A 21,689-nucleotide genomic window follows, 5' to 3' on the forward strand; every position below is an offset into this window, starting at 1 on the left:
GACTCTAGCATACTATAACGGCTTACAAATTTCTTGATTTATTTCTAAGAAAGAGTATGGACAGCTTTTTGCACCTGTCACATTACATAAAAAAGTTTTTTATTTAAATAAAACCTTTTAAGCATCGTACTGCTACTAGCATGACTAGTATAGCATAACTAAACGAGTTTTGCCAAAAAAGTATAGGTTTTAAAGCATAATTACCTCTCATGTCTATAACTATTTCAAGCAAAAAGACACTTTCAAACCTTGTCACAGGATTGAGACAACTACCTATCAAAAAAATAATCTAAAAATAATTTTGTGTATTAATTATCATTGTGCTTTCTTTTTGCGCCCATAGTATGTTCAGCTTGATCATTCTTTTCTCGTGGACTTAACGCAAAGGCAAGCAGTCCCTTAGAAACTAGTAGCTGTAAAGGTGTAAAACCTTGTTTATTAGGCTTATCTATATATATATGAGCTCCTAAAGACAGCAGCAAATTAATAACTTGCAAGCTTTTTGATTCTATAGCTTTATGTAGCAGACTGTTACCTTCCTTGTCACAAGCATTAAGAGTGAAGCCTTCTTTTAATAACTTAGTAACAGCTTGGACATTATTGTTTTCTATAGCCTTAAATAACTTTCTTCTTTTTTTATCAACCTGCATTTGGATTACAGGAAAAGCATACGCACCTGTACTTAATAGTTGAGCAATTGTTTTAAATCTTGTTGCCTGTAAAAGCTTAATTTTATTATCTTGAGCTTTTTTTAAAGTACTATTAGATAACAAGCCTTGTGGTATAGAAGCTCCATAGCTTAATAGTATATTTATACCTAATTGAGAGCCACTATGCATAGCGTAAGATAAAGGAGTATGACCTTCGCCATCTTGAGCATTAATTTCCAGACCTTTAGCAAGTAAAAACTCAATTAATTTTACATTGCCATTAACAGCTGCTCCATGTATATGCGCCCAATGATGTATGCCCTTATTATTAACATCACTAGCATGGTGATTAATAAGCAAATCTACTATAGCTGCCTGATTATTTTCAAAAGCTAGCTGTAAGGGTGTTTTTTTCATACCATTTTGGGCAGTCAAGTCAGCACCGTTATCAAGTAAAAATTGAACGACTTCTCCATGGCCCTTATGCGCTGCCAAATGTAGTGGGGTATCATCAGCTGAATACTCTGAATACTCAGTCACCCTATCAATATGCACAGCACCTTTAACAAGCAATAACCTTATTACATCAAGATGCCCATTTTGAGCAGCTTCGTGTAGTGCAGTCCAGCCGGTATCATCCTGGCTTGGGTCATTATTTTGAATGCCAATTAAAGCATTGACGTTAGCTCCTGCATTAAGTAATAATGTCACTATAGCCAGATGCCCTTTTCTAGCTGCTGCATGCAGTGGAGTTAAATAATCATACTCATAGATATCACACTCATCATACACTTTAGTTCCCTCACCACCATCAATATGTGCACTTTTTGCAAGCAATAATTGTACTAAATCTACATGCCCATTTTTTGCAGCTACATATAACAATGTATGATTTTTTTTATTGCGAATATCTACCTGCATACCATTGTCACTTAATTCTTGAGTAGTAAGCAATTCTTGAACTAAAGGACAATTGCCACTTTTTACCGCATCGAAAAGTTGTTCATTAACTGAGACATTGGACTCCATTGCTCTGCCTACAGGAACACTTAAGACCAAAGAAGCTCCGATTATATTAATTAATTTCATAGGTTATATCTCTTTATTTGAAGTATTTCGTTTATATTTTGATACTACTTAACGCTTTCTTTTAAGACCTGCTTCATAATCAGGTTGGTCAGCATTTGCTCGTGGACTTAATGCCCTAGCAAGCAATCCCTTAGAGACTAAGAGTTGCATAGGCGTAAACCCTTTTTTATTGACTCTATCTATATACTTATGGGCTCCTAAAGACAGCAGCAAATTAATAACTTGCAAGCTTTTTGATTCTATAGCTTTATGTAGGAGGGTATTGCTTTCTTTATCACACGTGCTAAGGGTAAAACCTTCTTTTAGAAGCTCAACAACTGATTTAACATCGTTCTTTTTAATAGCATTCCATAGTTCTTGTCTCTTTTTATCTACCTGCGCTTTAATTATAGGATAAGCATAAGCACCTGTACTTAATAATTGAGCAATCTCTTTAAATTCTGTTGCTTGTGAAAGCTTAAGTTTATTATCTTGAGCTCTTTTAAAATAATCACAAGATTTGAAAAAACTATCAGAGAAGTCTTGGTGGGCAGGATTTCCATGATGTAATAATATTTCCAAAGCTAAGGTTTGAACACTAGAATCTTGACCTAGGGTACAGTTATATTGTGCAGCAAAATAACAAGGTGTATATCCTTGATCAGTCTGAGCATTAACGTCAAAACCTTTATCAATTAACACCTTAATTAAACTTGGCTGAATATTTTTAGCAGCCCAATGCAACAAGGTCATACCATTGTCAGCCGGAACATTACTATGAGCACCTTTAGAAAGCAATAACTCAATTACTTGAGCATAATACTCATACAAATACAACGTCCCTTTCTTAGCAAGTAAGTAAAGAGGAGTTTCATTCTTATTACTTTGAGCATTAACATCAGCGCCTTGAGCTAATAATAACTTAATTACTTCTAGACGTTCTTGTTGAGCAGCTACGGGCATTTTTACAGTTTTTTTAACAAACCTACAGTTATTTCTAACAACACTATATTTAGTGCACATAGCTAAATGTAATGGTGTATAGTTGTCTACCGTTTTAGCATCAACAAGTGCGCCTTTATCTAGTAATAATTGAATTACTGCACATTTGCCTAAATGAGCAACTTTATGAAGTGGAGTTTTATTGTCGGCATCTTTAGCATTAATATCAGCACCGTTAGCAAGTAAAAAATTAATTAATCTCGCATCTCCATTAACAGCCGCTCCATGTATGTGCGTCCAATCATGACCAGAGGCATGGTTGATGAGCAAATCTATTATAGGTATATGGTTATTTTCAAAAGCTATATGTAAGGGTGTTTTTTCCTTACTATTTTGAGCAGTTACGCTAGAACCGTTAGCAAGTAAATACTGAGCAACTTCTGTATGACCATTTTGAGCAGCTAAATGCAATGCACTAACCTTGGCAGGACAGGTGTCTTCATTAAGGCCAGCATTAATATCGGCACCTTGAGCAAGCAATAATTTTATTACAGGAAGATGTCCATTTTCAGCAGCCCCATATAACGCAGTCAAATTGCTCTTATGAGGGTAGACACATTCAGTAACATCAGCACCTTCAGCGAGCAGCAACTCTACTAGAGCCAGATGCCCTTTTTGAGCAGCTACATACAATGGAGCTACATAAGTATTGCCATCAGCATCATTAACAGACGCGCCTTTACTAAGAAGTAATCGAACTAAAAGATTATTACCAGTTTCAGCTGCTAGAGCTAGACAAGAGTATCCACTGACAGTTCTAGAATCTATGTCTGTACCGTGCTCAATTAAAAGTTTGACTACAGCGCTATGTTCATTTTTAGCTGCTAAATGTACTGGTAGAATCAAATCATCATATAAGCAACTATTAACTTGAGCACCTTTAGCAAGCAATAATTCCACTATAGCCAGATGGCCTTTTTTAGCTGCTGCATGCAATGGAGTTCTATAATCATACGCATATATATTACAACCATCATAGAACTCATCTCCCTCACTACCATCACGATTGGCACCTTTATCAAGCAATAATTGTACTAAATCTAGATGCCCATTTTTGGCAGCTACATATAACAATGTATGATTCTTTTTATCAGACACATCTACGCGTAGATCACCGTTACTTAGTTCTTTAAGATTAAGTAGATGTTCCACTAAAGCGCAATTACCACTTTTTACAGCATCAAAAAGCTGCTCATGAATTGAATTATTTGGCTCCATTGCTTTGCCTAAAAAAGTAGTTAAAGCTAAAAATATTCCAATTACACTAATTAATTTCATAGTTTATATCTCTTTATTTGGAGTATTTTGTTTATATTTTGCGACTAACTTAACGCTTTCTTTTTAGACCTACTTCATGATGAGCCTGACTATTACTAATTAGTGGATGTAATATACCGACTAATTGCTTGGAGACTAAGAGGTCCATAGGAGTAAAACCGTGTTTATTAGCTTTACCTATATACTTATGAGCTCCTAAAGATAGCAGCAAAGTAACAACTTGTAAGCTTTTTGATTCTATAGCCTTATGAAGCAGCGTATTACCTTCTTTATCGCAGGTACTAAGAGTAAATCCTTGCTTTAATAAGTGAGCAACCAACCCAACGTTATTACTTTTAATAGCTTGAAATAACTCTTGTCTTTTATCATTGACTTGCTTTTCAATCAAAGGATAAGCATAGGCACGTTTGTTTAATAATTGAGCAATGGTTTTAAATTCTTTCGCCTGCGAAAGATTAAGTCTATTAGTCTGAGCTTTTTGCAAAGTACGGTTAGAGAGCAAATCTGGTCGTATAGAAGCTTCATAGCTTAATAATGCCTCTACGTTTACTTGGTTCTGATGTCGGACAGCTAGACATAAAGGTGTATTACCTTCACTATCTTGAGCATTAACCTCAAGGCCTTGGGCAATTAACAACTTAATTAAAGCTACATTGCGATTCATAGCAGCCATGTGCAACAATGTTCTCTGATTACGAGGGATAGGAGTGATATGAGCACCTTTGCTTAACAGGGCTTTTACTACCAAGTGACATTTATCATAGGAGCCCCTATTACTTGTTACAGCACAATGTAAAGGAGTATTACCTTCACTATCTAAAGCATTTGCATCAAGACCCTGGGCAATTAATAATTCAATTAAATTTGCATGATGAGTGTCGGCAAGCAAATGTAATAATGTACTACCATTGTTGGCCTTACAATTAATAGTAGCGCCATTGTCTAATAGCGCTTTTATAGCTAATTTACTTGAGCGCAGACCTGCGCAGATTACAGGTGTCTTGCCTTCACTATCTTGAGCATTAACATCAAGTCCATGGGCAATTAATAACTTTATTACACCTGGCTGATTATTTGCAGCAGCATAATGAAGTAACGTCTTGTTACCACTTTGAGTATTACTGTAAGCACCACTGTCTAGCAAGAGCTTAACTACTTGTGCACAGTGCCCATCTGGATAGTAAGAGCTGTTTTTAACAAATAAATAGAGAGGCGTTTTATTGTTATTAGTTTGAGCATTAACATCAGCCTCTTGAGCTAATAAAAACTTAATTACCTGTGTTTTGCCTTCAATAATTTGACGTTCTTTACCACCCAAACAACTATCTACGTCACTATCTTCCATAGCTGAATGTAGCGGTGTGTAGTTTTCTGTCGTTTTAGCGTCAACAAGAGCACCATTTTTAACTAATAACTGAGCTGCAGCTAAGTGTCCTGATTGAGCAGCGGCATGTAATGCAGTCTTATTAGAGCTATCTTTACTATTAACGTCTACACCTTTATCTAATAAAAATTGGATTAATTTTACATTTCCATGCAAAGCTGCCCCATACAACTGCTCACAATCGATAAAGTCAGAGCGGTAATTAATCAGCAGATCTACTACATCTAAGTGATTATTTTCAAATGCTACATACAAGGGCGTTTTTTTATCACTATTTTGAGCTACCCGATTAGCACCGTAACGGAGCAGTAACTTAACTACCTTTGTAGCGCCAAGCCCTGCAGCTACATGCAATGGAGTACACGTAGCCTCATAGCCATCATCTTCGTTGCCAGAGTTAACATTCGCCCCTTCCTTAAGCAATAGCTGTACTACATTAACATGCTCATTTTTTACAGCTTCATGTAGTGCAGTCCAACGAAATTCATCGCAACCCTCGAAAGACCAACCATCAACATTAGCACCTTCATCAAGCAGCAATCTTATTATATCAAGGTTTCCTTCTGTAACAGCTGCATTTAATGGAGGTATACAACTATCGTCCTCGTATTTGTTATTAATTTCAGCACCATTTTTAAGTAACATTTGGATTAAAGCTTTATTGCCAATTTGAACTGCTCTAGCTAATGGAGAGTAACTCTCGTAGTCGCATATTTCCATTTGAGCACCATGCTTAAGCAATATTCTTACTACTGGAATATGCTCGTTCTCAACTGCTAAATTGATCGGAGAACACCAATTATTTTTGGCCAAAGCGTTAACATGAGCTCCTCTATCTATTAATAATTTTACTATAGCCACATGGCCTTTTTTAGCTGCTGCATGCAAGGGAGTTAAATGCTTATATTTATACATCTGAGAATCATCATCCTCGCCATCCTTTTCACCAGTTTCTGCACCATTACTGTTTGCACCTTTATCAAGCAATAGTTGCACTAAATCTAGATGCCCACTTTTAGCAGCTACATATAACAATGTACGATGTTTTTCATTGCATCTATTGAGCCGTAGATCACCACTACTTTGTTCTTCAAGATTAAGTAGATGCTTTACTAAAGCACAGTTACCATTTTTTACTGCATCAAAAAGTTGTTCATTAACTGAATTATTGGGCTCCATTGCTCTACCTACAAAAGCAGTTAATACCAAAGAGGCTCCAATTACATTAATCAATTTCATAGTTTATATCTCTTTATTTAAAGTATTTTATTTATATTATGACACTAACTTAGTGCTTTCTTTTTACACCTACTTTATGCTCATCTTGATCATTACTTCCTCGTGGGCTTAATGTCCTAACAAGCAAGCCTTTAGAGATTAAGAGTTGCAGAGGCGTAAATCCGTGTTTATTAGCTTTACCTATATACTTATGAGCACCTAAAGAAAGCAACAAATCAACAACTTGTAAACTATTTGATTGTATAGCTTTATGCAGAAGAGTATTACCTTCTTTATCACAGGTATTAAGTGTGAAGCCTTCTTTTAGTAATTTAGTAACAGTTTGGATATTGTTGTTTTGGATAGCTTCAAACAACTCTTTTCTTTTGTTATCTACATGCATTTGAATTACAGGAAAAGAATAAGCACCCTTGCTTAACAGTTGTGCAATCATTTTAAATTCTGTTGCTTGAGAAAGTTTAAGTCTATTATCTTGAGCGTCTTTTAGAGTATGATGAGGTCTACCATGCCCCAAATGCGGCGGAATAGAAGCTCCATAACTTAATAGTATCTCTACAGCTAACCGAGAATAGCTGTCTACAGCAAGACTTAAAGGAGTATCACCTTCACTATCTTGAGCATTAACATCAAGACCTTTATCAATTAATAACTTAATTAAAGCTGATTTACCCTTTTCAGCAGCTAAATGCAATAATGTCTTATTATTACCGTACCGCGCAGTGATATCAGCGCCCTTAGATAACAACAATTCAATTACTTGAGCATAATACACCTGCGAATGTGAGGTATAACTATTAACAAGTAAATAAAGAGGTGTTTCTCTTTTATTAGTTTGAGCATTAGCATCAAAACCTAGAACTAATAAGAGCTTAATTACCTCTAGGCGTTCTTTTTCAGCAGCTGCAGGTGTTTTTATAATTTTTTCAACAAAACGATATTCATCTTCCATAGCTGCATGTAATAATGTAGAGTGACTTGTTGTTTTAGCATCAAGAAGAGCACCTTTAGCTAGTAATAATTGCGCTACACCTATATTACCGGCTTCTACAGCCCTATACAGCGCAGTTTCATTTTTAGTATATATTTCTTTAACATTAACATCAGCACCTTGAGCAAGTAAAAAAGTAATTAATCTTTCATTACCATTAATAGCTGCTCCATGCAAATGCGCCCAATGATGTATTCCTGGGTTATTGACATCCCTAGCACCATGATTGATAAGCAAATCTACTACAGTTGCATGATTATTTTCAAAAGCTAGGTGTAAGGGTGTTTTTTTCATGCCATTTCGGGCAGTCGCGTTAAAGCCCATATTAAGTAAACATTGAACAACTTCTGCATAGCCATTCTGCGCAGCCAAATGCAGGGGAGTATCAGCAGATGAATAGTCATAAAGGATCTCAACATCAGCACCTTTAACAAGCAATAATTTTACTATATCAAGATGCCCATTTTGAGCGGCCTCATGTAATACAGACCAGGCAGCTGCGTCCTTGGTCGGATCGACACTATCGATGGTAATAAAGGCATTAGCGTGAGCTCCTGCATCAAGCAATAATCTCACTATAGCTAGATGTCCTTTTCTAGCTGCTGCATGCAATGGAGTTTTATACTTGTACACATGTTCATCATCTTTTTGATCTATGTCATCATCAAGTTCACCACCATTACTATTGGCACCTTTAGAAAGCAATAATTTCACTAGATCTGCATGTCCATTTTTAGCAGCTACATATAATAATGTGTGATTTTTTTCATTACACATATCTAACTGTAGATCACCACTACTTAATTCCTCAGGATTAAGTAGATGCTCCACTAAAGCATAATTACCATTTTTCACTGCATCAAAAAGTTGTTCATTAACTGCATTATTGGGCTCCATTGCTCTACCTACAAAAGCAGTTAGTACCAAAGAAGCTCCGATTACATTAATCAATTTCATAGTTTATATCTCTTTATTTAAAGTATTTTATTTATATTGTGACACTTACTTAATGCTTTCTTTTTACCCCTATTTTCTGCTCAAGCTGGTCAGCATTTGCTCGTGGACTTAATGCCCTAGCAAGCAATCCCTTAGAGACTAAGAATTGCATAGGCGTAAACCCTTGTTTATTAGCTTTATCTATATACTTATGAGCGCCTAAAGAAAGCAGCAAATCAACAACTTGTAAACTATTTGATTCTATAGCCTTATGTAGTAGAGTATTACCTTCTTTATCACAGGTATTAAGAGAGAAGCCTTCTTTTAATAACTTAGTAATAGATTGGACATTGTTGCTTTGAATAGCCTTAAAAAGCTTTCGCCTTTTTTCATCTACCTGCATTTGGATTACAGGATAAGCATAGGCATCTTTACTCAACAGTTGAGCAATCGCTTTAAATTCTGTTGTTTGCGAGAGTTTAAGCCTATTATCTTGAGCTTGTTGTAAAATACTATCAGCTAGTAAGTCTTGCCTTATAGAAGCTCCATAGCTTAGTAGTATTTCTATAGCTAATCGATTCCTATATTCTACAGCTAGGCATAAAGGGGTATTACCTGTACCATCTTGAGCGTTAATTTCAAGACCTTTATCAATTAATAGCTTAATTACTTCTACACCCTCTTTTTTATCAGCATTAGGTTCCTCCCAAGTATACCAATACCCTTTGCCGACCGTATTTTTCATAGCTGAATGTAATGCAGTTCTATTTTTGTTATCTTTAATAGTAACATCAACACCTTTGGCAAGTAAAAATTTGATGAATTTCATATTGCCATTCCTAACTGCTCCATGAAGATGTTCCCAACTGTTAATGTAGCTAGCATGGTAATTAATAAGTAAATCTACTACAGGTACATGCCTATTTTCAAAAGCTACCTGCAAGGGCGATTTAGCACAACTATTAAGAGAAGTCATAGCAGCACCGTTATCAAGTAAAAGTTTAACAACTTCTACATGGCCGTTTTCAGCAGCCCAATGCAATGCAGTCACTCCAGGCTCATCAATTCCGAGATCAGCATTGATATCAGCACCTACATCAAGCAACAATTGCGCTAGAGCTAGATCTCCCTTTTTAGCTGCCACATGCAGTGGAGTTACCCAAGCGCAGCTATCGTTCCCATGAAGGTTAAGAAGCGCACCTTTATTAAGAAGTAATTTTACTAACAATTCATTACCTGTTTCAGCTGCTAAAGCTAATGAAGTATAATCATCCTCATTTCTAATATTAGGATCAGCCCCATATTTAAGTAAAACTTTTACTACAGCAATATGCTCATTTTTAACCGCTAAATGTATCGGAGAATAACAATTATAATCCCCCAGAAGATTAACGTCGGCTTTTTTACACAGCAACAACTCAACTATAGCCAGATGTCCTTTTTTAGCTGCTGCATGCAAGGGAGTTAAATCATTAAGTTTATAATGATATACAGTCCCCTGTTCGCCATCACTCTTGGCACCTTTAGAAAGCAATAATTGTACTAAATCTATGTGCCCGTGTTTTGCAGCTACATATAACAGTTGATCACACATATCTAGTTGTGGATCACCACTACTTAGTTCTTCAAGATTGAGTAGATGCTCCACTAAAGCACAATTACCATTTTTCACTGCATCAAAAAGCTGCTCATGAATTGAATTATTTGGCTTCATTGCTTTGCCTACAAAAGCAGTTAAAGCTAAAAATATCCCAATTACATTAATTAATTTCATAGTTTATATCTTTTTATTTAAAGTATTTTATTTATATTGTGACACTCACTTAATGCTTTCTTTTTACACCTACTCTATGCTCATCTTGATCAGCATTTGCTCGTGCACTTAATATCATAGCAAGCAATCCCTTAGAGACTAAGAGTTGTAGAGGTGTAAAGCCTTGTTTATTAGGCTTATTTATATATTTATGAGCACCTAAAGAAAGCAACAAATCAGTAACTTGTAAACTATTTGATTGTATAGCTTTATGCAGAAGAGTATTACCTTCTTTATCACAGGTATTAAGCGTGAAACCTTCTTTTAGTAATTTGGCAATAGATTGGACATTATTGCTTTGAATAGCCTTAAAAAGCTTTCGCCTTCTTTTATCTACCTGCATTTGAATTACAGGATAAGCATAGGCATCTTTACTCAACAGTTGAGCAATCGCTTTAAATTCTGTTGTTTGCGAGAGTTTAAGCCTATTATCTTGAGCTTGTTGCAAAGTGCGGTCAGCTAGTAAGTCTTGCCTTATAGAAGCTCCATAGCTTAGTAGTATTTCTATAGCTAATCGATTCCTATATTCTACAGCTAGGCATAAAGGGGTATTACCCTCACCATCTTGAGCGTTAATTTCAAGACCTTTATCAATTAATAGCTTAATTACTTCTACACGCTCTTTTTTATCAGCATTAGGTTCCTCCCAAGGATACCAATACCCTTTGCCGACCGTATTTTTCATAGCTGAATGTAATGCAGTTCTATTTTTGTTATATTTAATAGTAACATCAACACCTTTGGCAAGTAAAAATTTGATGAATTTCATATTACCATTACTAGCTGCTCCATCAAGATGCTTCCAACTGTTAATGTAGCTAGCATGGTAATTAATAAGTAAATCTACTACAGGTACATGCCTATTTTCAAAAGCTACCTGTAAGGGCGATTTAGACCAACCATTACGAGAAGTTATCTTAGCACCGTTATTAAGTAAAAGTTTAACAACCTCTACATGGCCATTTTCCGCAGCTAAATGTAATGCACTAGTTTTAGGACCGCATGTACCTCCAGCAAAACCAGCATTAACATTAGCACCTCTATGGAGCAATAACTGGACAACAGAAAGATGCCCATTTTCAGCAGCCTTATGTAATGCAGTCAAATCACCATTATCAGGACTAATACCTTCGTTCATATCAGCGCCTTCATCGAGCAATAACTTTACTATCTCTAAATGTCCATTTTCAGCTGCTGCATGCAACGGAGGCACGGCATCGTCCTCATTCATATTAACATCCACATCCTCACTGAGCAGTAATCGAACTAACAACTCATTGCCAGTTGCAGCTGCCAAAGCCAATGGAGTATACCCATCCCCGTTTTTCCATTCTATTTCAGCTTCATACTCAAGTAAGACTTCTACTACAGCCATATGCTCGTTTTCAACTGCCAAATGTATCGGACGACCCCAATCATCCGTTACAGCATTAACCTGAGCACCTTGGTCAAGCAATAATTTTACTATAGACACATGCCCTTTTTTAGCTGCTACATGCAGTGGAGTTAAATATTTGCACTCATCATCAGCATCTAACTTACCCTTACCATTAGTCTCTGCGCCATCACCATTGGCACCTTTAGAAAGCAATAATTGCACTAAATCTAGATAATTATGTTTTGCAGCTACATATAATAGTGTATGATTTTTTTTATCACATATATCTAACTGGGCACCAACACCACTTAACTCTTGAATAGTAATTAGATCTTGAACCAAAGAACAATCACCATTCTTTACAGCATCAAAAAGCTGTTCTGTAATTGAATTATTGGGCTCCATTGCTCTGCTTAAAAAAGCAGTTAAGACTAAAAACATTCCAATTGCATTAATATATTTCATGGTTTATATCACTTTATTTTAAGTATTTTATGTACAGACCAACTCTCTAAATATATTCTTTTGCCCTCTGCTAACATGCTAAGAGTCTTATTTTCTTATAATCTACTATTATTATTATATTTTAAAGTATATATAATTTTAAAAAAAAATCAATTCATTACTGAATTTTTTTTAAAACAAAGAGAGCTCTGCTTTTTGCCATAGCAATAATAATAAATAGAGCTTTAGATTCTCATTCTAAAGCTCTATTGTTAGGGTAAACTTAAAAAATAAAGAAATTGAATCTAAAGCCCTACGGTTACAGACTTAAGTATATCTGGCAGCTCAATAGAGCCATCTTCTTTTTGATAGGTTTCCATAAGGGCAACCATAAGACGCGGCAAGGCTAAAGAAGAGGCATTTAACGTGTAAACAAGCTGCGTTTTTGCTCCAGGCACACTTCTATATCTTATTTCGCTACGACGAGCTTGAAAATCCGTACAATTACTTGCTGACGATACCTCTTTGTAGACTCCTTGACCAGGCATCCATACTTCAATATCATATGTTTTTGCAGAAGCAAAAGAACAATCTTGTGCAGCAAGTAAGCTGACTTGATAATGGAGTCCAAGAGCTTGCAATATAGATTCAGCACATGCAAGCATACGTTCTTGCTCCTGCTGAGCATGCTGTGGCTCTGTTATAGTATACAACTCTGCTTTTTCAAACTGATGAATACGAATAAGGCCACGCTCATGGGCACCATATCCGCCCGCTTCTCGTCTAAAGCAGCTTGTCCATGCAGTCATACGAACTGGCAGATCTTGTGCTGCAAAAATATGATCGCGATACATACTCGTTAAATTAACTTCTGACGTGGGGGTCAAATACAAATCATCAGCAGGTACTGAGTATACTTCATCTTTAAAACGGGGGAAATTACTCGCCCCTTCAAGAGCTTTATAGTTAATCAAATAAGGTGGCAGCACTGGCGAGTAGCCATGACGCATATTATTATTGAGCATAAACATCATAAGAGAATAGACCAGCTTAACGCTGTCGCCTTTATAAAGAGCAAAATTTGAGCCAGTCATACGAGTAGCCGCTTCGAAATCAAACCAGTTATTAAGAGCACCAAGCTCTGCATGGTTTTTAGGAGTAAAAGCAAAATCAGGCTTTTTACCCCATACTTTTACTACTTTATTTTCTTCTTTGCTACCTTCAGGAATATCAGAAAGCAGTATATTAGGGCAATACAAATAAATTTCTTTAAATTCTGCTTGCACGCATTCAAGATCCTGCTCTTTTTGTTTTAGATCTTGACTTAAAGCACGCGCTTGTTCACGAAGCTCAGGTGTAACTGTTTTTTGGCCCTGCTTAGCCAATTCATTTTTTTGGTGCCTAAGAGTTTCAACTTCTAACTTAAGATGACGAAGTTTTTCATCTAATTGGTATAATTTTTCACCATCAAATGAGGGATCTTTTTTGCGCATAAGCGCTTTAATTTCTTCTGGTTTTTGTCTGAGTAATTCTAAATCTATCATAATGGCATAGCTCGTTGTTAAAATGTCATAGCTTTGCTATTTAAGATACTGCAAAAAAAGACAAAAAAAAAGCCGCGTTATGCGGCTTTTGGGCAAAAGTTTTCTCGGGTCTAAATTATCTTATAGACTGAATGGACTCTTTAAAGTTTTTACCTGCCTTAAATTTAGGCGTTTTTGATTCTGGTAAATCAATACGCTCTTTAGTTGCAGGATTAATACCTTTACGAGATGGGCGGCGTGAAACGGCAAAAGTACCAAAGCCAGACCATTGTAATTTATCACCTTTTCTTAACGTACGTTCAACAATACGTGTAAGAGCTTCAAGCACACGTGACACATCTTTTTTACTAAAAGTAGTCTCTTCGCTTAAAGAATTTATTAACTCAGTTTTGTTCATGAAAGAACTCCTTAATGGGTTAGTAATGGCTACACTGCTTTAATGTGTATTATTGCATATCTCTTTGATATAATTAGTATGATAGCGTAATTCTATTTCTAGGATTGTCAATCACCTATAACATATTTTATAACAAAAAAGAGAACTTCTATGCTCATAGATACACATTGTCATATTAATATTATGACCAAAGAGAGCTTTGACACAGTGCTTTTGCCTCATGATTATCAATTAGCACAACAAATCATTGCTGACGCCAAAAAGGAAGAAGTTTTTATAATTTTTAACGTTGGTACAAGCTTAATTGAAAGTATCAACTGCATAGAACTTGCTAAAAAGTTTCCCGAAATTTACGCTGTTGTAGGTATTCACCCTAACGATTTAAGCCATGAATGGCGCTCAGATATAGCTCAATTAAAAAAGTTTATCATTGCTAAGAACGAAAATAAAATAGTTGCTATCGGTGAATGTGGCCTTGATTTTCATTACCCAGATTATGATCTAACGCGACAACAAGATGCATTTAAAGTCCAGATTGAACTTGCACTTGAACATGATTTACCACTTGTTATTCATACACGTGATGCTGGTGACGAAACGCTCAGAGCACTCGAAACTTTTAAAGACAGCAATTTACGCGGCGTTATACACTGCTTTTCTGAAGGGTTAGTATTTGCTCAAGATGCTATTAATCTTGGCTTTGTGCTTGGTATAGGGGGCACTATAACCTATCCAAAAAACACTCACTTGCGACAAGTAGTTACTACCGTAGGACTTGATCATATTATTTTGGAAACTGATGCACCTTATTTGCCACCCCAAAGCCTTCGTGGTAAAAAAAACAGCCCTAAAAATATACGTGTAATAGCTAACTACATAGCTGAGTTATTAGAAACAGATTTGCAAACAGTGGCAGATGCAACAACTAATACTGTTAAAAAAATATTTAAATATCAAGATAGTAAATAAACAAAAGAGATATTCTTAAGGATTTTATGCCAAAATCAAAAAAAAATACGAGTGTAAGCACTGTAGCTAAAGATTATGCCCAAATGCTAGCTGATATCAAACTTCACATTGAAATAGCACAAAGAAAAGCTATGCTTTCTGTTAACAAAGAGCTAACTATGCTTTACTGGTCTATTGGAAAAATTATATCTCAAAAAAAAGATAACAAAGAATGGCGAGCTAATAATATTGAAACTCTTGCCAAAGACTTACAAAATGAGTTCCCTGGAATCGCCGGCTTTTCAAGAACAAATATTTTTAGAATGAAAGCATTTTTCTTAGCATATTCACAAAATCCCACAGCTGTGGGACAATTAGACGAACTGCCTCTATTTCACATTCCTTGGGGACATAATGCATTACTTTTAGAGCGAGTTAAAGATATAAATCAACGTTTATGGTATGCAGAAAAAGTTCTTGAAAATGGCTGGAGCCGAAGCATGCTACAAATACGAATAGAATCCAATCTTTACACGCGTCAAGGTAAAGCTATAACTAACTTTAAAAAAACACTACCAATTCCACACTCAGACTTGTCACAGCAAACACTAAAAGATCCTTATTTATTTGATTTTCTCACCTTGCGCGAAAACCATGTTGAAAGAGATGTAGAACAAGGCCTAATTGACCACATACAAAAATTTTTACTTGAACTCGGAGAAGGTTTTGCTTTTGTTGGCCGCCAATATCACCTTGAAGTTGATAATGCAGACTACTATTTAGATTTACTATTTTATCATTTAAAACTGCGCTGCTATATAGTTGTAGAGTTAAAAAACACCGAATTTGTTCCAGAGTACGCAGGGAAACTTAATTTTTACTTATCTGCTGTTGATGACAAAGTGCGTCACCCAGCCGATAATCCCACTATAGGTCTACTACTTTGCAAAACAAAAAGCAACCTTACCGTTGAATATGCTTTACGTGATATAAACAAGCCTATAGGCGTAGCATATTATCAAACACAACTCATTGAATCTTTACCCAAACAACTTAAAGGAAGTTTGCCAACCATTGAAGAAATTGAAGCTGAACTACAAAAGCAAGAAATGCTATCTAAAAAGAAAAATTTACGAAATATACAAAATAAGAAAGCATTATTTTAGAGCTTATTTGAAAATTCCAATAAGCCTAAAATTGTGAATTACTCAGGCAAAGCGGGCACAGTGCAGGGAAGGTGTCTTTCCAAGTAAACTTTGATAATATCAACAACATCACGAGGCAATTTGTCTTCTGCGACTAATCCAGTTTTTGAGAAATATAAATCAGGACCAATAAGACCCATGGGTTCTCTTAACATCGTTCCAATAATCTGACAAGCACGCATAGTAAGTTCATCTTTACTTTCTTTTGCCTGCTCATAGTTCTTCTTTGTAGCTTGAGCATATTCTTGATACTTTTTATAGTCATTAGGAGCTATGTTAAGCAATTTGCTTACTACAAAGTCTAGTCCAAGATTTATAGCTTTGTCTAATGTCTCTTGACTTGGGTTCTCATTAGCTTCTTTATAGACGTTTAAAACTTCCAGTATTGCTGTTCTATCTATTTCCTCAACTAAACCGGAAGTATCTATTTCTTTAGCTACATCGAAGACATCTCTATTAAAAGTATCTTTTATTGAAGCATCAGCACCAAGGGCTAATAATAATTTTGCTATTGATAAGTTATTTCCAACCACAGCAGCCTGTAAAGGTGTAAAGCCAAAGCGATTCTGTTGATTAATATTAAGTTGTTTACAGCTAAGCAAATAACGTACCACATGATTGTGATTTTTATCGATAGCTTTATGTAAAGCCGTATCGAATGTGTTATTTGAAGCATCTTTGTTATTAATATTAGCTCCATTTGCTAACGCACGCTGCACTACCATTAAATTGCCCTGTGCGGCAGCCATCAACAATTGATCATTGAAACTACGTTGTTCTAGAGGAAGGCCTTTACGAGTTATCTGAAAATTAATTGCTTGAGCATTAAGCGATACCAGTAGCAAACTTGCTAAAAAATAGTTCTTCATAAGTATGCTTTCTTTTTGATTGTAGTTATTATTTATCTATATTTTCTTATAAATTCTCTTTGTTGTAACGCCTTAGGAGAGTATTTATTTGAACTTGATTTTGCTACAGTTTTCCATAACTGTGCTATATGCTGTAGAGCCTGCTCTCCAGTCATACCATGACGTACTAAATAAGCCCCTACTACCGTACCAGTACGACCAATGCCAGCCCGACAATGAACATACACAACATGACCATCACCAACTGCTTGATCTATTGTGTCTAAGATTTCAGCCATATATGCTTTGCTTGGTGCTTTCATATCTTTTATAGGCATCCTTTTATACACATAGCCTTCACCCAAGGTAGAAATATAAGTATCGTACGCTTTAACTTCATGTGATTGAGTAAGATCTAGAAAAAAAGTAATACCAGCATCCAGGTAGCTTTTTATTTTTTTTGTACCGCGTGTATTTTTTAAGTCTAAAGGATATTCACCAGCCAACAATTTATTAGGCATAACCCAGTAAGTATTTGCATTTGGCCTAACACCTGACAAATCACTTGATACAGAATTAGGCGTATTAAAAAAACAAGAAAATAATATAATAGTAAAAAAGTAGTTGCAAAATGCCATTTTAAATCTCGTAAATAAATATTGTTTTTTATTTCATTTTACGTTATTTAATACAAACTACAAATGGTTTTATAGATTCTGACGAATACTATTTACAACATCAACAGGCAAGCCATAAGCTCCCACTATACTGGTTGTAGATATCCTGTACTCAGGACCCATAGGGTCTAAACATTCCCTTAAGATCATGCCAATTTTTTGGTAAATAAACATACCTGCTAGATCATTAGATTGTTTTGCTTTTAAATAATTTTGCTTTGTAATTTGCGCATACTTCTTTTCTTGCTCGTAGCTTACAGAAACAACTTTAAGTAATGGACCTACCAAGCTATACATGCCTAGCTCTACGGCTCTCTCTAAAGCTCTTAAAGAGGGATTGAGGCGAGCTTCGCTAACTAAATCTCTATACTCTGCAATAAGCTTTACAACTACAATAGGCTGATTTTCTCGAGCTAAATCTAAAGCTTCTTGTCCTTTTAAAGAATTAAGATATGAACCTGATGTTAACTTAGCCACTACTCGTCCAGATTCTATAAAAGGATCTATCCCTGCCGCTATGAGCAACCGCGCACTGGCATTATCATCAGCAAGCAATAGGCTACTTAAAGCCGCATGAAGAGCAGAATAACCTGGCATTTTAATATAATTTAAGTGAGTTTTAAGATTAAGATTAGCCCCTTTATTTAGTAACAGTTTAACAAGATCACTATTGTTGTTATAAGCAGCTGCTATAAGCGGGCTAACGCCATACCTATTTTGACTATTAACATCAGCACCTGCTATTAATACATTAACAGCCTGCTGTATATTTCCGGTTTCACACGCTGCTAAAAGTTGATCGCTGGGATTCATAGCTAAAGAGCTAAAACCACTAACAAGTAAAGACACAAATAAGAAATAGTGCATAATTCTCTCTATTTTTAGAATATTAATTAATTTGTTATAATTATAATTATTTATAAATATATGTCAATAATTTTTAAAAAATAAAACCTATTATTTCATTCTAAGCATGCGCTTTAATCCTAAATCAAGCCATAAATGCGAAATAATACCGAGCATGAAAAAGAAAGAATTATAGATTATTATAAGCCTATAGGTAGGAGCTAGAAAAATAAGTAACTCAGAAAAACCTACAACAAGCAATAGTAAAAACCATATATTATGAAAGATGCCCCTATGCTTACACAGTAAGGGTAAAAAAGCAAATAAGCTTAAGAATATTGCTAACATAAAAGCTTTATAGAGTGCACATAGGGCAATAGCTACAAAAAATAGTTTATAAAAAAACTGCTGGCCTTTACTTTTAATATCTATGTCAGGAAACAGCGCTCCTGCAAGAGTTGCCAAAAACCAAGGGACAACAGTCGATAGGGGGTAATAATAGAGAGAAAACCCAGCAAGCAAGAGTATATAAAAAGCTGCACCACCCAATAAATGGCCTTTATAATTTGGCATACTTTAAGAACGTGGAGCTTTTACAAGTTTCATAAACGTAGTGTGTGGATAATAAAACTGTAATACTTGTTTATAGTTATGGCCTTTATTTACCATGCCACAAGCGCCCCACTGACATAAGCCCCACTGGTGCCCATGGCCTTTGCCTTCAAACACATAACCCAAACGAGACCGAGTTACTGAAAAGCATAAACTTTTTAGGTTTTTCACAAGAGACTTTAGTTTTTTACCAGTAATAGCAATCCAACGACTTTTTTCTCGCAGAGCCATTTCTTGAGCAGTTCCTATGGTATCTTTACGGGTAACTTTAACATCACTAATAACTAATGTAGGAAATTCTGGCTTTAAAAGCTTTTCTAATTCTTTTGCAGTATACACATATTTCCATGCATAAAATTTATATTTTTCACAGAATGTACACGGGTACGTACGTGCCAAATAAGGTGCTTCTTTAAAATTCATACCCACTTTGTTTGCAGGTATAACGCCACCACAGCATATATCGAACATAGCGGTAATAGGTTTATTATTATACGCGAGTACTATGCCACGTGTGGCATCAACAATTGACTTAAAATCATATTTAGAACCTGTATAATGGCCTTTATATACTTGATGTATAGGGCCATTTTTTATATCATATGGCAAGTTAATTTTCTTTTTAGCACGTACAGCACGTTGCTCCAATACTTTAGCTATGCCGTAGGTTCTAAAACTCACACAAAGGGCTTTGTTAACCTCTGCTGGCCACCCTGGCCAACTTTCATAAGGCACTACCGAAAGCACATAATCTTCTAAATCTAAATGGTTAACCAAGTAAACAGTTGACTGATATTTATGCACAGTAAGTGCTCCGTCGTACGTATACGGTCCGAAAGAAATACGTTCTTTACATGGCACAATATATAACTGTTCATGAAGTAATTTTTTACCATTAATAGATATATTACCAGATTTACTTATAATAGTTATCTGTTTTTGTGGATAAAAAAGTTTCTTTTTGGCGTCTTGAGGATCAAGAATAATAAAACCATGGGGACTTGTCAGTTGCCAGCTAAAATCGCTTGCTACCGGTTTTTCGTCAAGTAATACACGTATTGGAAGGGTAAAATTACACCGTTTTAAAGCAGCTTGACATAATTGCTTGCTATTTTCTGGCAAAGCAACAGCAAGAGGCTTAAGGTGTGGTGTAGTAACAGCAGCAGCTGAAACTATAAAACTTACACACAGAGCACTAAGGTAAAATAAAACATTCATAATAAACAGTCCATAACTTTTAAGAAATCTGTATCAATGGGTACTTTTTTATCTATGCCTTTATTAGCTAAACAATCGGCAACCGAGTTTTCTTCGCGTCTTACATGCACAAGAGTATACCTTAACACACTTAGCAGCTCTTTAATAGTAGTAGCTATACGTTTAAGCTCAGGATTTTTTATAGAATATACACCATTAAGCTGACGCACAAGCAATTCTGAATCTGATTTTATAATTAGTTTATCTTGAGGTTGCATAACCGTTTTAAGACATAAAAGGCCAAGCAGCAATGCCAAGTACTCTGCTTGATTATTAGTCTTACTGCCTAAAAAAAAGCCGTGCTTACTAAATTCTACACCATTTTTTATTATGTAAATACCTGCACCTGCAGGCCCTGGGTTATTACGTGCAGCACCGTCAATAAAAAGTTGCCATACAACTGGTTCCGGCAATAGCAAAGAAAAGATAGAGAGCTGATTCATGCTGTTTTAATGCCTGGTATATACAGTAATCTAAAGCATTGTTTACAAGAGACTAATTTATTATGTTTTAGTTCTGACAAGTTTTGTTGATTGATGGGATAAAAACAACCAGTACAACTTGTATTGGCAACTGCTACAACAGGATTGTCCGTAGTAGTCTTCATATTTTCGTATTGGTTTAAAAGCTCTTGATCAACACCAGTCGTATAACTTGTTCTATTATGGTTATAGTCTTGGAGCTGTTTATGTATATAGCTATTTTGTTCATTAAGAGTAGCTAGTAATTTTTCTAATTGAGCTGTCTCCTGAGGAGCTGTTTCCATAAGAGTGGCATAAGCACTTTGTGCTTGCTCAAGCTCATTCCATAGGTTAAATAACTTTTCTTCAAGCACTGCGCGTTGATTACTGAGACTTGCGATCTCTTGTTCAAGGGAATAATATTCACGTGTAGTAGAAGCATTATTAATACGTTCTTTTTTGTCACGCTCTTGTGTATCGACTATATTAAGCTCAAGATCAAAAGCATCAATACGCTTTTGTAAAATGCGTACCCGTTGATGAGCTACTTCTACTTCGCCATGAAGAGAATCGAGTTGTGCTTGAATTGTTTGTTGTTGGATCAATAACGTAGTGCGTTCTTTAGCAAGATTGTGTGCTCTTTGATCCATTTCCACTAAAGCGATAAATCTATCAAAAGCTGTTTCGTGCATAGAAGCCTTTCAAGAAGGTTAT

At 35.6% G+C, this 21,689-nt stretch carries 17 protein-coding genes; 2 read left to right on the forward strand and 15 right to left on the reverse strand.

What is annotated here, in order from left to right; translation table 11 throughout:
- Window positions 1-308: 308 nt before the first annotated feature.
- The 8 genes from H0X48_02285 to H0X48_02320 all read right to left on the reverse strand — a co-directional run bounded on the left by H0X48_02285 (window position 309) and on the right by H0X48_02320 (window position 14,121).
- A complete protein-coding gene (locus H0X48_02285) occupies window positions 309-1,739 on the reverse strand; it encodes an ankyrin repeat domain-containing protein (protein ID MBA3954124.1) in 1,431 nt (476 codons plus the stop codon).
- Between the two features lie 48 nt (window positions 1,740-1,787).
- The gene (locus H0X48_02290) at window positions 1,788-3,998 is read right to left on the reverse strand and encodes an ankyrin repeat domain-containing protein (GenBank protein MBA3954125.1); all 2,211 of its coding nucleotides are present in this window, start codon (window positions 3,996-3,998) and stop codon (window positions 1,788-1,790) included.
- Between the two features lie 49 nt (window positions 3,999-4,047).
- Window positions 4,048-6,621: an ankyrin repeat domain-containing protein gene (locus H0X48_02295; GenBank protein MBA3954126.1), complete on the reverse strand. Its 2,574-nt coding sequence runs from the start codon at window positions 6,619-6,621 to the stop codon at window positions 4,048-4,050.
- Between the two features lie 49 nt (window positions 6,622-6,670).
- Entirely contained in the window at window positions 6,671-8,566 is a 1,896-nt protein-coding gene (locus tag H0X48_02300; GenBank protein MBA3954127.1) for an ankyrin repeat domain-containing protein, read from the reverse strand.
- A 49-nt stretch (window positions 8,567-8,615) separates the two neighbouring features.
- A complete protein-coding gene (locus H0X48_02305) occupies window positions 8,616-10,319 on the reverse strand; it encodes an ankyrin repeat domain-containing protein (protein MBA3954128.1) in 1,704 nt (567 codons plus the stop codon).
- A gap of 49 nt (window positions 10,320-10,368) precedes the next feature.
- A complete protein-coding gene (locus H0X48_02310; GenBank protein MBA3954129.1) occupies window positions 10,369-12,201 on the reverse strand; it encodes an ankyrin repeat domain-containing protein in 1,833 nt (610 codons plus the stop codon).
- Window positions 12,202-12,485: 284 nt separating this feature from the next.
- Window positions 12,486-13,724, reverse strand: coding sequence for a serine--tRNA ligase (gene serS / locus H0X48_02315; GenBank protein MBA3954130.1), 1,239 nt, complete (start codon window positions 13,722-13,724; stop codon window positions 12,486-12,488).
- A gap of 115 nt (window positions 13,725-13,839) precedes the next feature.
- Window positions 13,840-14,121, reverse strand: a complete 282-nt coding sequence (locus H0X48_02320; protein MBA3954131.1) for an HU family DNA-binding protein — start codon at window positions 14,119-14,121, stop codon at window positions 13,840-13,842.
- A 150-nt stretch (window positions 14,122-14,271) separates the two neighbouring features.
- Between H0X48_02320 and H0X48_02325 the strand changes: the two genes are divergently transcribed.
- Together H0X48_02325 and H0X48_02330 are read left to right on the forward strand one after the other, a co-directional pair.
- On the forward strand, window positions 14,272-15,090 hold the full coding sequence (locus H0X48_02325) for a TatD family hydrolase (protein MBA3954132.1): 819 nt from the start codon (window positions 14,272-14,274) through the stop codon (window positions 15,088-15,090).
- A 26-nt stretch (window positions 15,091-15,116) separates the two neighbouring features.
- Window positions 15,117-16,235, forward strand: a complete 1,119-nt coding sequence (locus H0X48_02330; protein ID MBA3954133.1) for a DUF1016 domain-containing protein — start codon at window positions 15,117-15,119, stop codon at window positions 16,233-16,235.
- A 38-nt stretch (window positions 16,236-16,273) separates the two neighbouring features.
- On the opposite strand, the gene H0X48_02335 is transcribed toward H0X48_02330, so the two are convergent.
- The 7 genes from H0X48_02335 to H0X48_02365 all read right to left on the reverse strand — a co-directional run bounded on the left by H0X48_02335 (window position 16,274) and on the right by H0X48_02365 (window position 21,667).
- Window positions 16,274-17,143, reverse strand: a complete 870-nt coding sequence (locus H0X48_02335; GenBank protein ID MBA3954134.1) for an ankyrin repeat domain-containing protein — start codon at window positions 17,141-17,143, stop codon at window positions 16,274-16,276.
- Between the two features lie 32 nt (window positions 17,144-17,175).
- Window positions 17,176-17,760, reverse strand: coding sequence for a dual specificity protein phosphatase family protein (locus H0X48_02340; GenBank protein MBA3954135.1), 585 nt, complete (start codon window positions 17,758-17,760; stop codon window positions 17,176-17,178).
- A 69-nt stretch (window positions 17,761-17,829) separates the two neighbouring features.
- Window positions 17,830-18,666 carry an ankyrin repeat domain-containing protein gene (locus H0X48_02345; GenBank protein ID MBA3954136.1) on the reverse strand — a complete coding sequence of 279 codons (837 nt, stop codon included), beginning with the start codon at window positions 18,664-18,666 and terminating at the stop codon, window positions 17,830-17,832.
- A gap of 90 nt (window positions 18,667-18,756) precedes the next feature.
- Window positions 18,757-19,218: a metal-dependent hydrolase gene (locus H0X48_02350; protein ID MBA3954137.1), complete on the reverse strand. Its 462-nt coding sequence runs from the start codon at window positions 19,216-19,218 to the stop codon at window positions 18,757-18,759.
- A gap of 3 nt (window positions 19,219-19,221) precedes the next feature.
- Entirely contained in the window at window positions 19,222-20,475 is a 1,254-nt protein-coding gene (locus H0X48_02355; protein ID MBA3954138.1) for a SpoIID/LytB domain-containing protein, read from the reverse strand.
- Complete coding sequence (locus tag H0X48_02360; GenBank protein MBA3954139.1) at window positions 20,472-20,957, reverse strand: ribonuclease HI family protein; 486 nt, start codon at window positions 20,955-20,957, stop codon at window positions 20,472-20,474. Before H0X48_02360 ends, H0X48_02355 begins: the two co-directional genes overlap by 4 nt.
- Window positions 20,954-21,667, reverse strand: a complete 714-nt coding sequence (locus H0X48_02365) for a hypothetical protein (protein MBA3954140.1) — start codon at window positions 21,665-21,667, stop codon at window positions 20,954-20,956. Before H0X48_02365 ends, H0X48_02360 begins: the two co-directional genes overlap by 4 nt.
- Window positions 21,668-21,689 lie beyond the last annotated feature (22 nt).

It is taken from the genome of Candidatus Dependentiae bacterium (genome assembly GCA_013821315.1).
GTDB lineage: Bacteria > Babelota > Babeliae > Babelales > Babelaceae > JACDHA01.

What these genes read in the sequence shown, in the direction of transcription:
- H0X48_02285 (MBA3954124.1), bottom strand. Translation starts at nt 1,739, where the DNA reads ATGAAATTAATTAATATAATCGGAGCTTCTTTGGTCTTAAGTGTTCCT.
- H0X48_02290 (MBA3954125.1), bottom strand. Translation starts at nt 3,998, where the DNA reads ATGAAATTAATTAGTGTAATTGGAATATTTTTAGCTTTAACTACTTTT.
- H0X48_02295 (MBA3954126.1), bottom strand. Translation starts at nt 6,621, where the DNA reads ATGAAATTGATTAATGTAATTGGAGCCTCTTTGGTATTAACTGCTTTT.
- H0X48_02300 (MBA3954127.1), bottom strand. Translation starts at nt 8,566, where the DNA reads ATGAAATTGATTAATGTAATCGGAGCTTCTTTGGTACTAACTGCTTTT.
- H0X48_02305 (MBA3954128.1), bottom strand. Translation starts at nt 10,319, where the DNA reads ATGAAATTAATTAATGTAATTGGGATATTTTTAGCTTTAACTGCTTTT.
- H0X48_02310 (MBA3954129.1), bottom strand. Translation starts at nt 12,201, where the DNA reads ATGAAATATATTAATGCAATTGGAATGTTTTTAGTCTTAACTGCTTTT.
- serS (MBA3954130.1), bottom strand. Translation starts at nt 13,724, where the DNA reads ATGATAGATTTAGAATTACTCAGACAAAAACCAGAAGAAATTAAAGCG.
- H0X48_02320 (MBA3954131.1), bottom strand. Translation starts at nt 14,121, where the DNA reads ATGAACAAAACTGAGTTAATAAATTCTTTAAGCGAAGAGACTACTTTT.
- H0X48_02325 (MBA3954132.1), top strand. Translation starts at nt 14,272, where the DNA reads ATGCTCATAGATACACATTGTCATATTAATATTATGACCAAAGAGAGC.
- H0X48_02330 (MBA3954133.1), top strand. Translation starts at nt 15,117, where the DNA reads ATGCCAAAATCAAAAAAAAATACGAGTGTAAGCACTGTAGCTAAAGAT.
- H0X48_02335 (MBA3954134.1), bottom strand. Translation starts at nt 17,143, where the DNA reads ATGAAGAACTATTTTTTAGCAAGTTTGCTACTGGTATCGCTTAATGCT.
- H0X48_02340 (MBA3954135.1), bottom strand. Translation starts at nt 17,760, where the DNA reads ATGGCATTTTGCAACTACTTTTTTACTATTATATTATTTTCTTGTTTT.
- H0X48_02345 (MBA3954136.1), bottom strand. Translation starts at nt 18,666, where the DNA reads ATGCACTATTTCTTATTTGTGTCTTTACTTGTTAGTGGTTTTAGCTCT.
- H0X48_02350 (MBA3954137.1), bottom strand. Translation starts at nt 19,218, where the DNA reads ATGCCAAATTATAAAGGCCATTTATTGGGTGGTGCAGCTTTTTATATA.
- H0X48_02355 (MBA3954138.1), bottom strand. Translation starts at nt 20,475, where the DNA reads ATGAATGTTTTATTTTACCTTAGTGCTCTGTGTGTAAGTTTTATAGTT.
- H0X48_02360 (MBA3954139.1), bottom strand. Translation starts at nt 20,957, where the DNA reads ATGAATCAGCTCTCTATCTTTTCTTTGCTATTGCCGGAACCAGTTGTA.
- H0X48_02365 (MBA3954140.1), bottom strand. Translation starts at nt 21,667, where the DNA reads ATGCACGAAACAGCTTTTGATAGATTTATCGCTTTAGTGGAAATGGAT.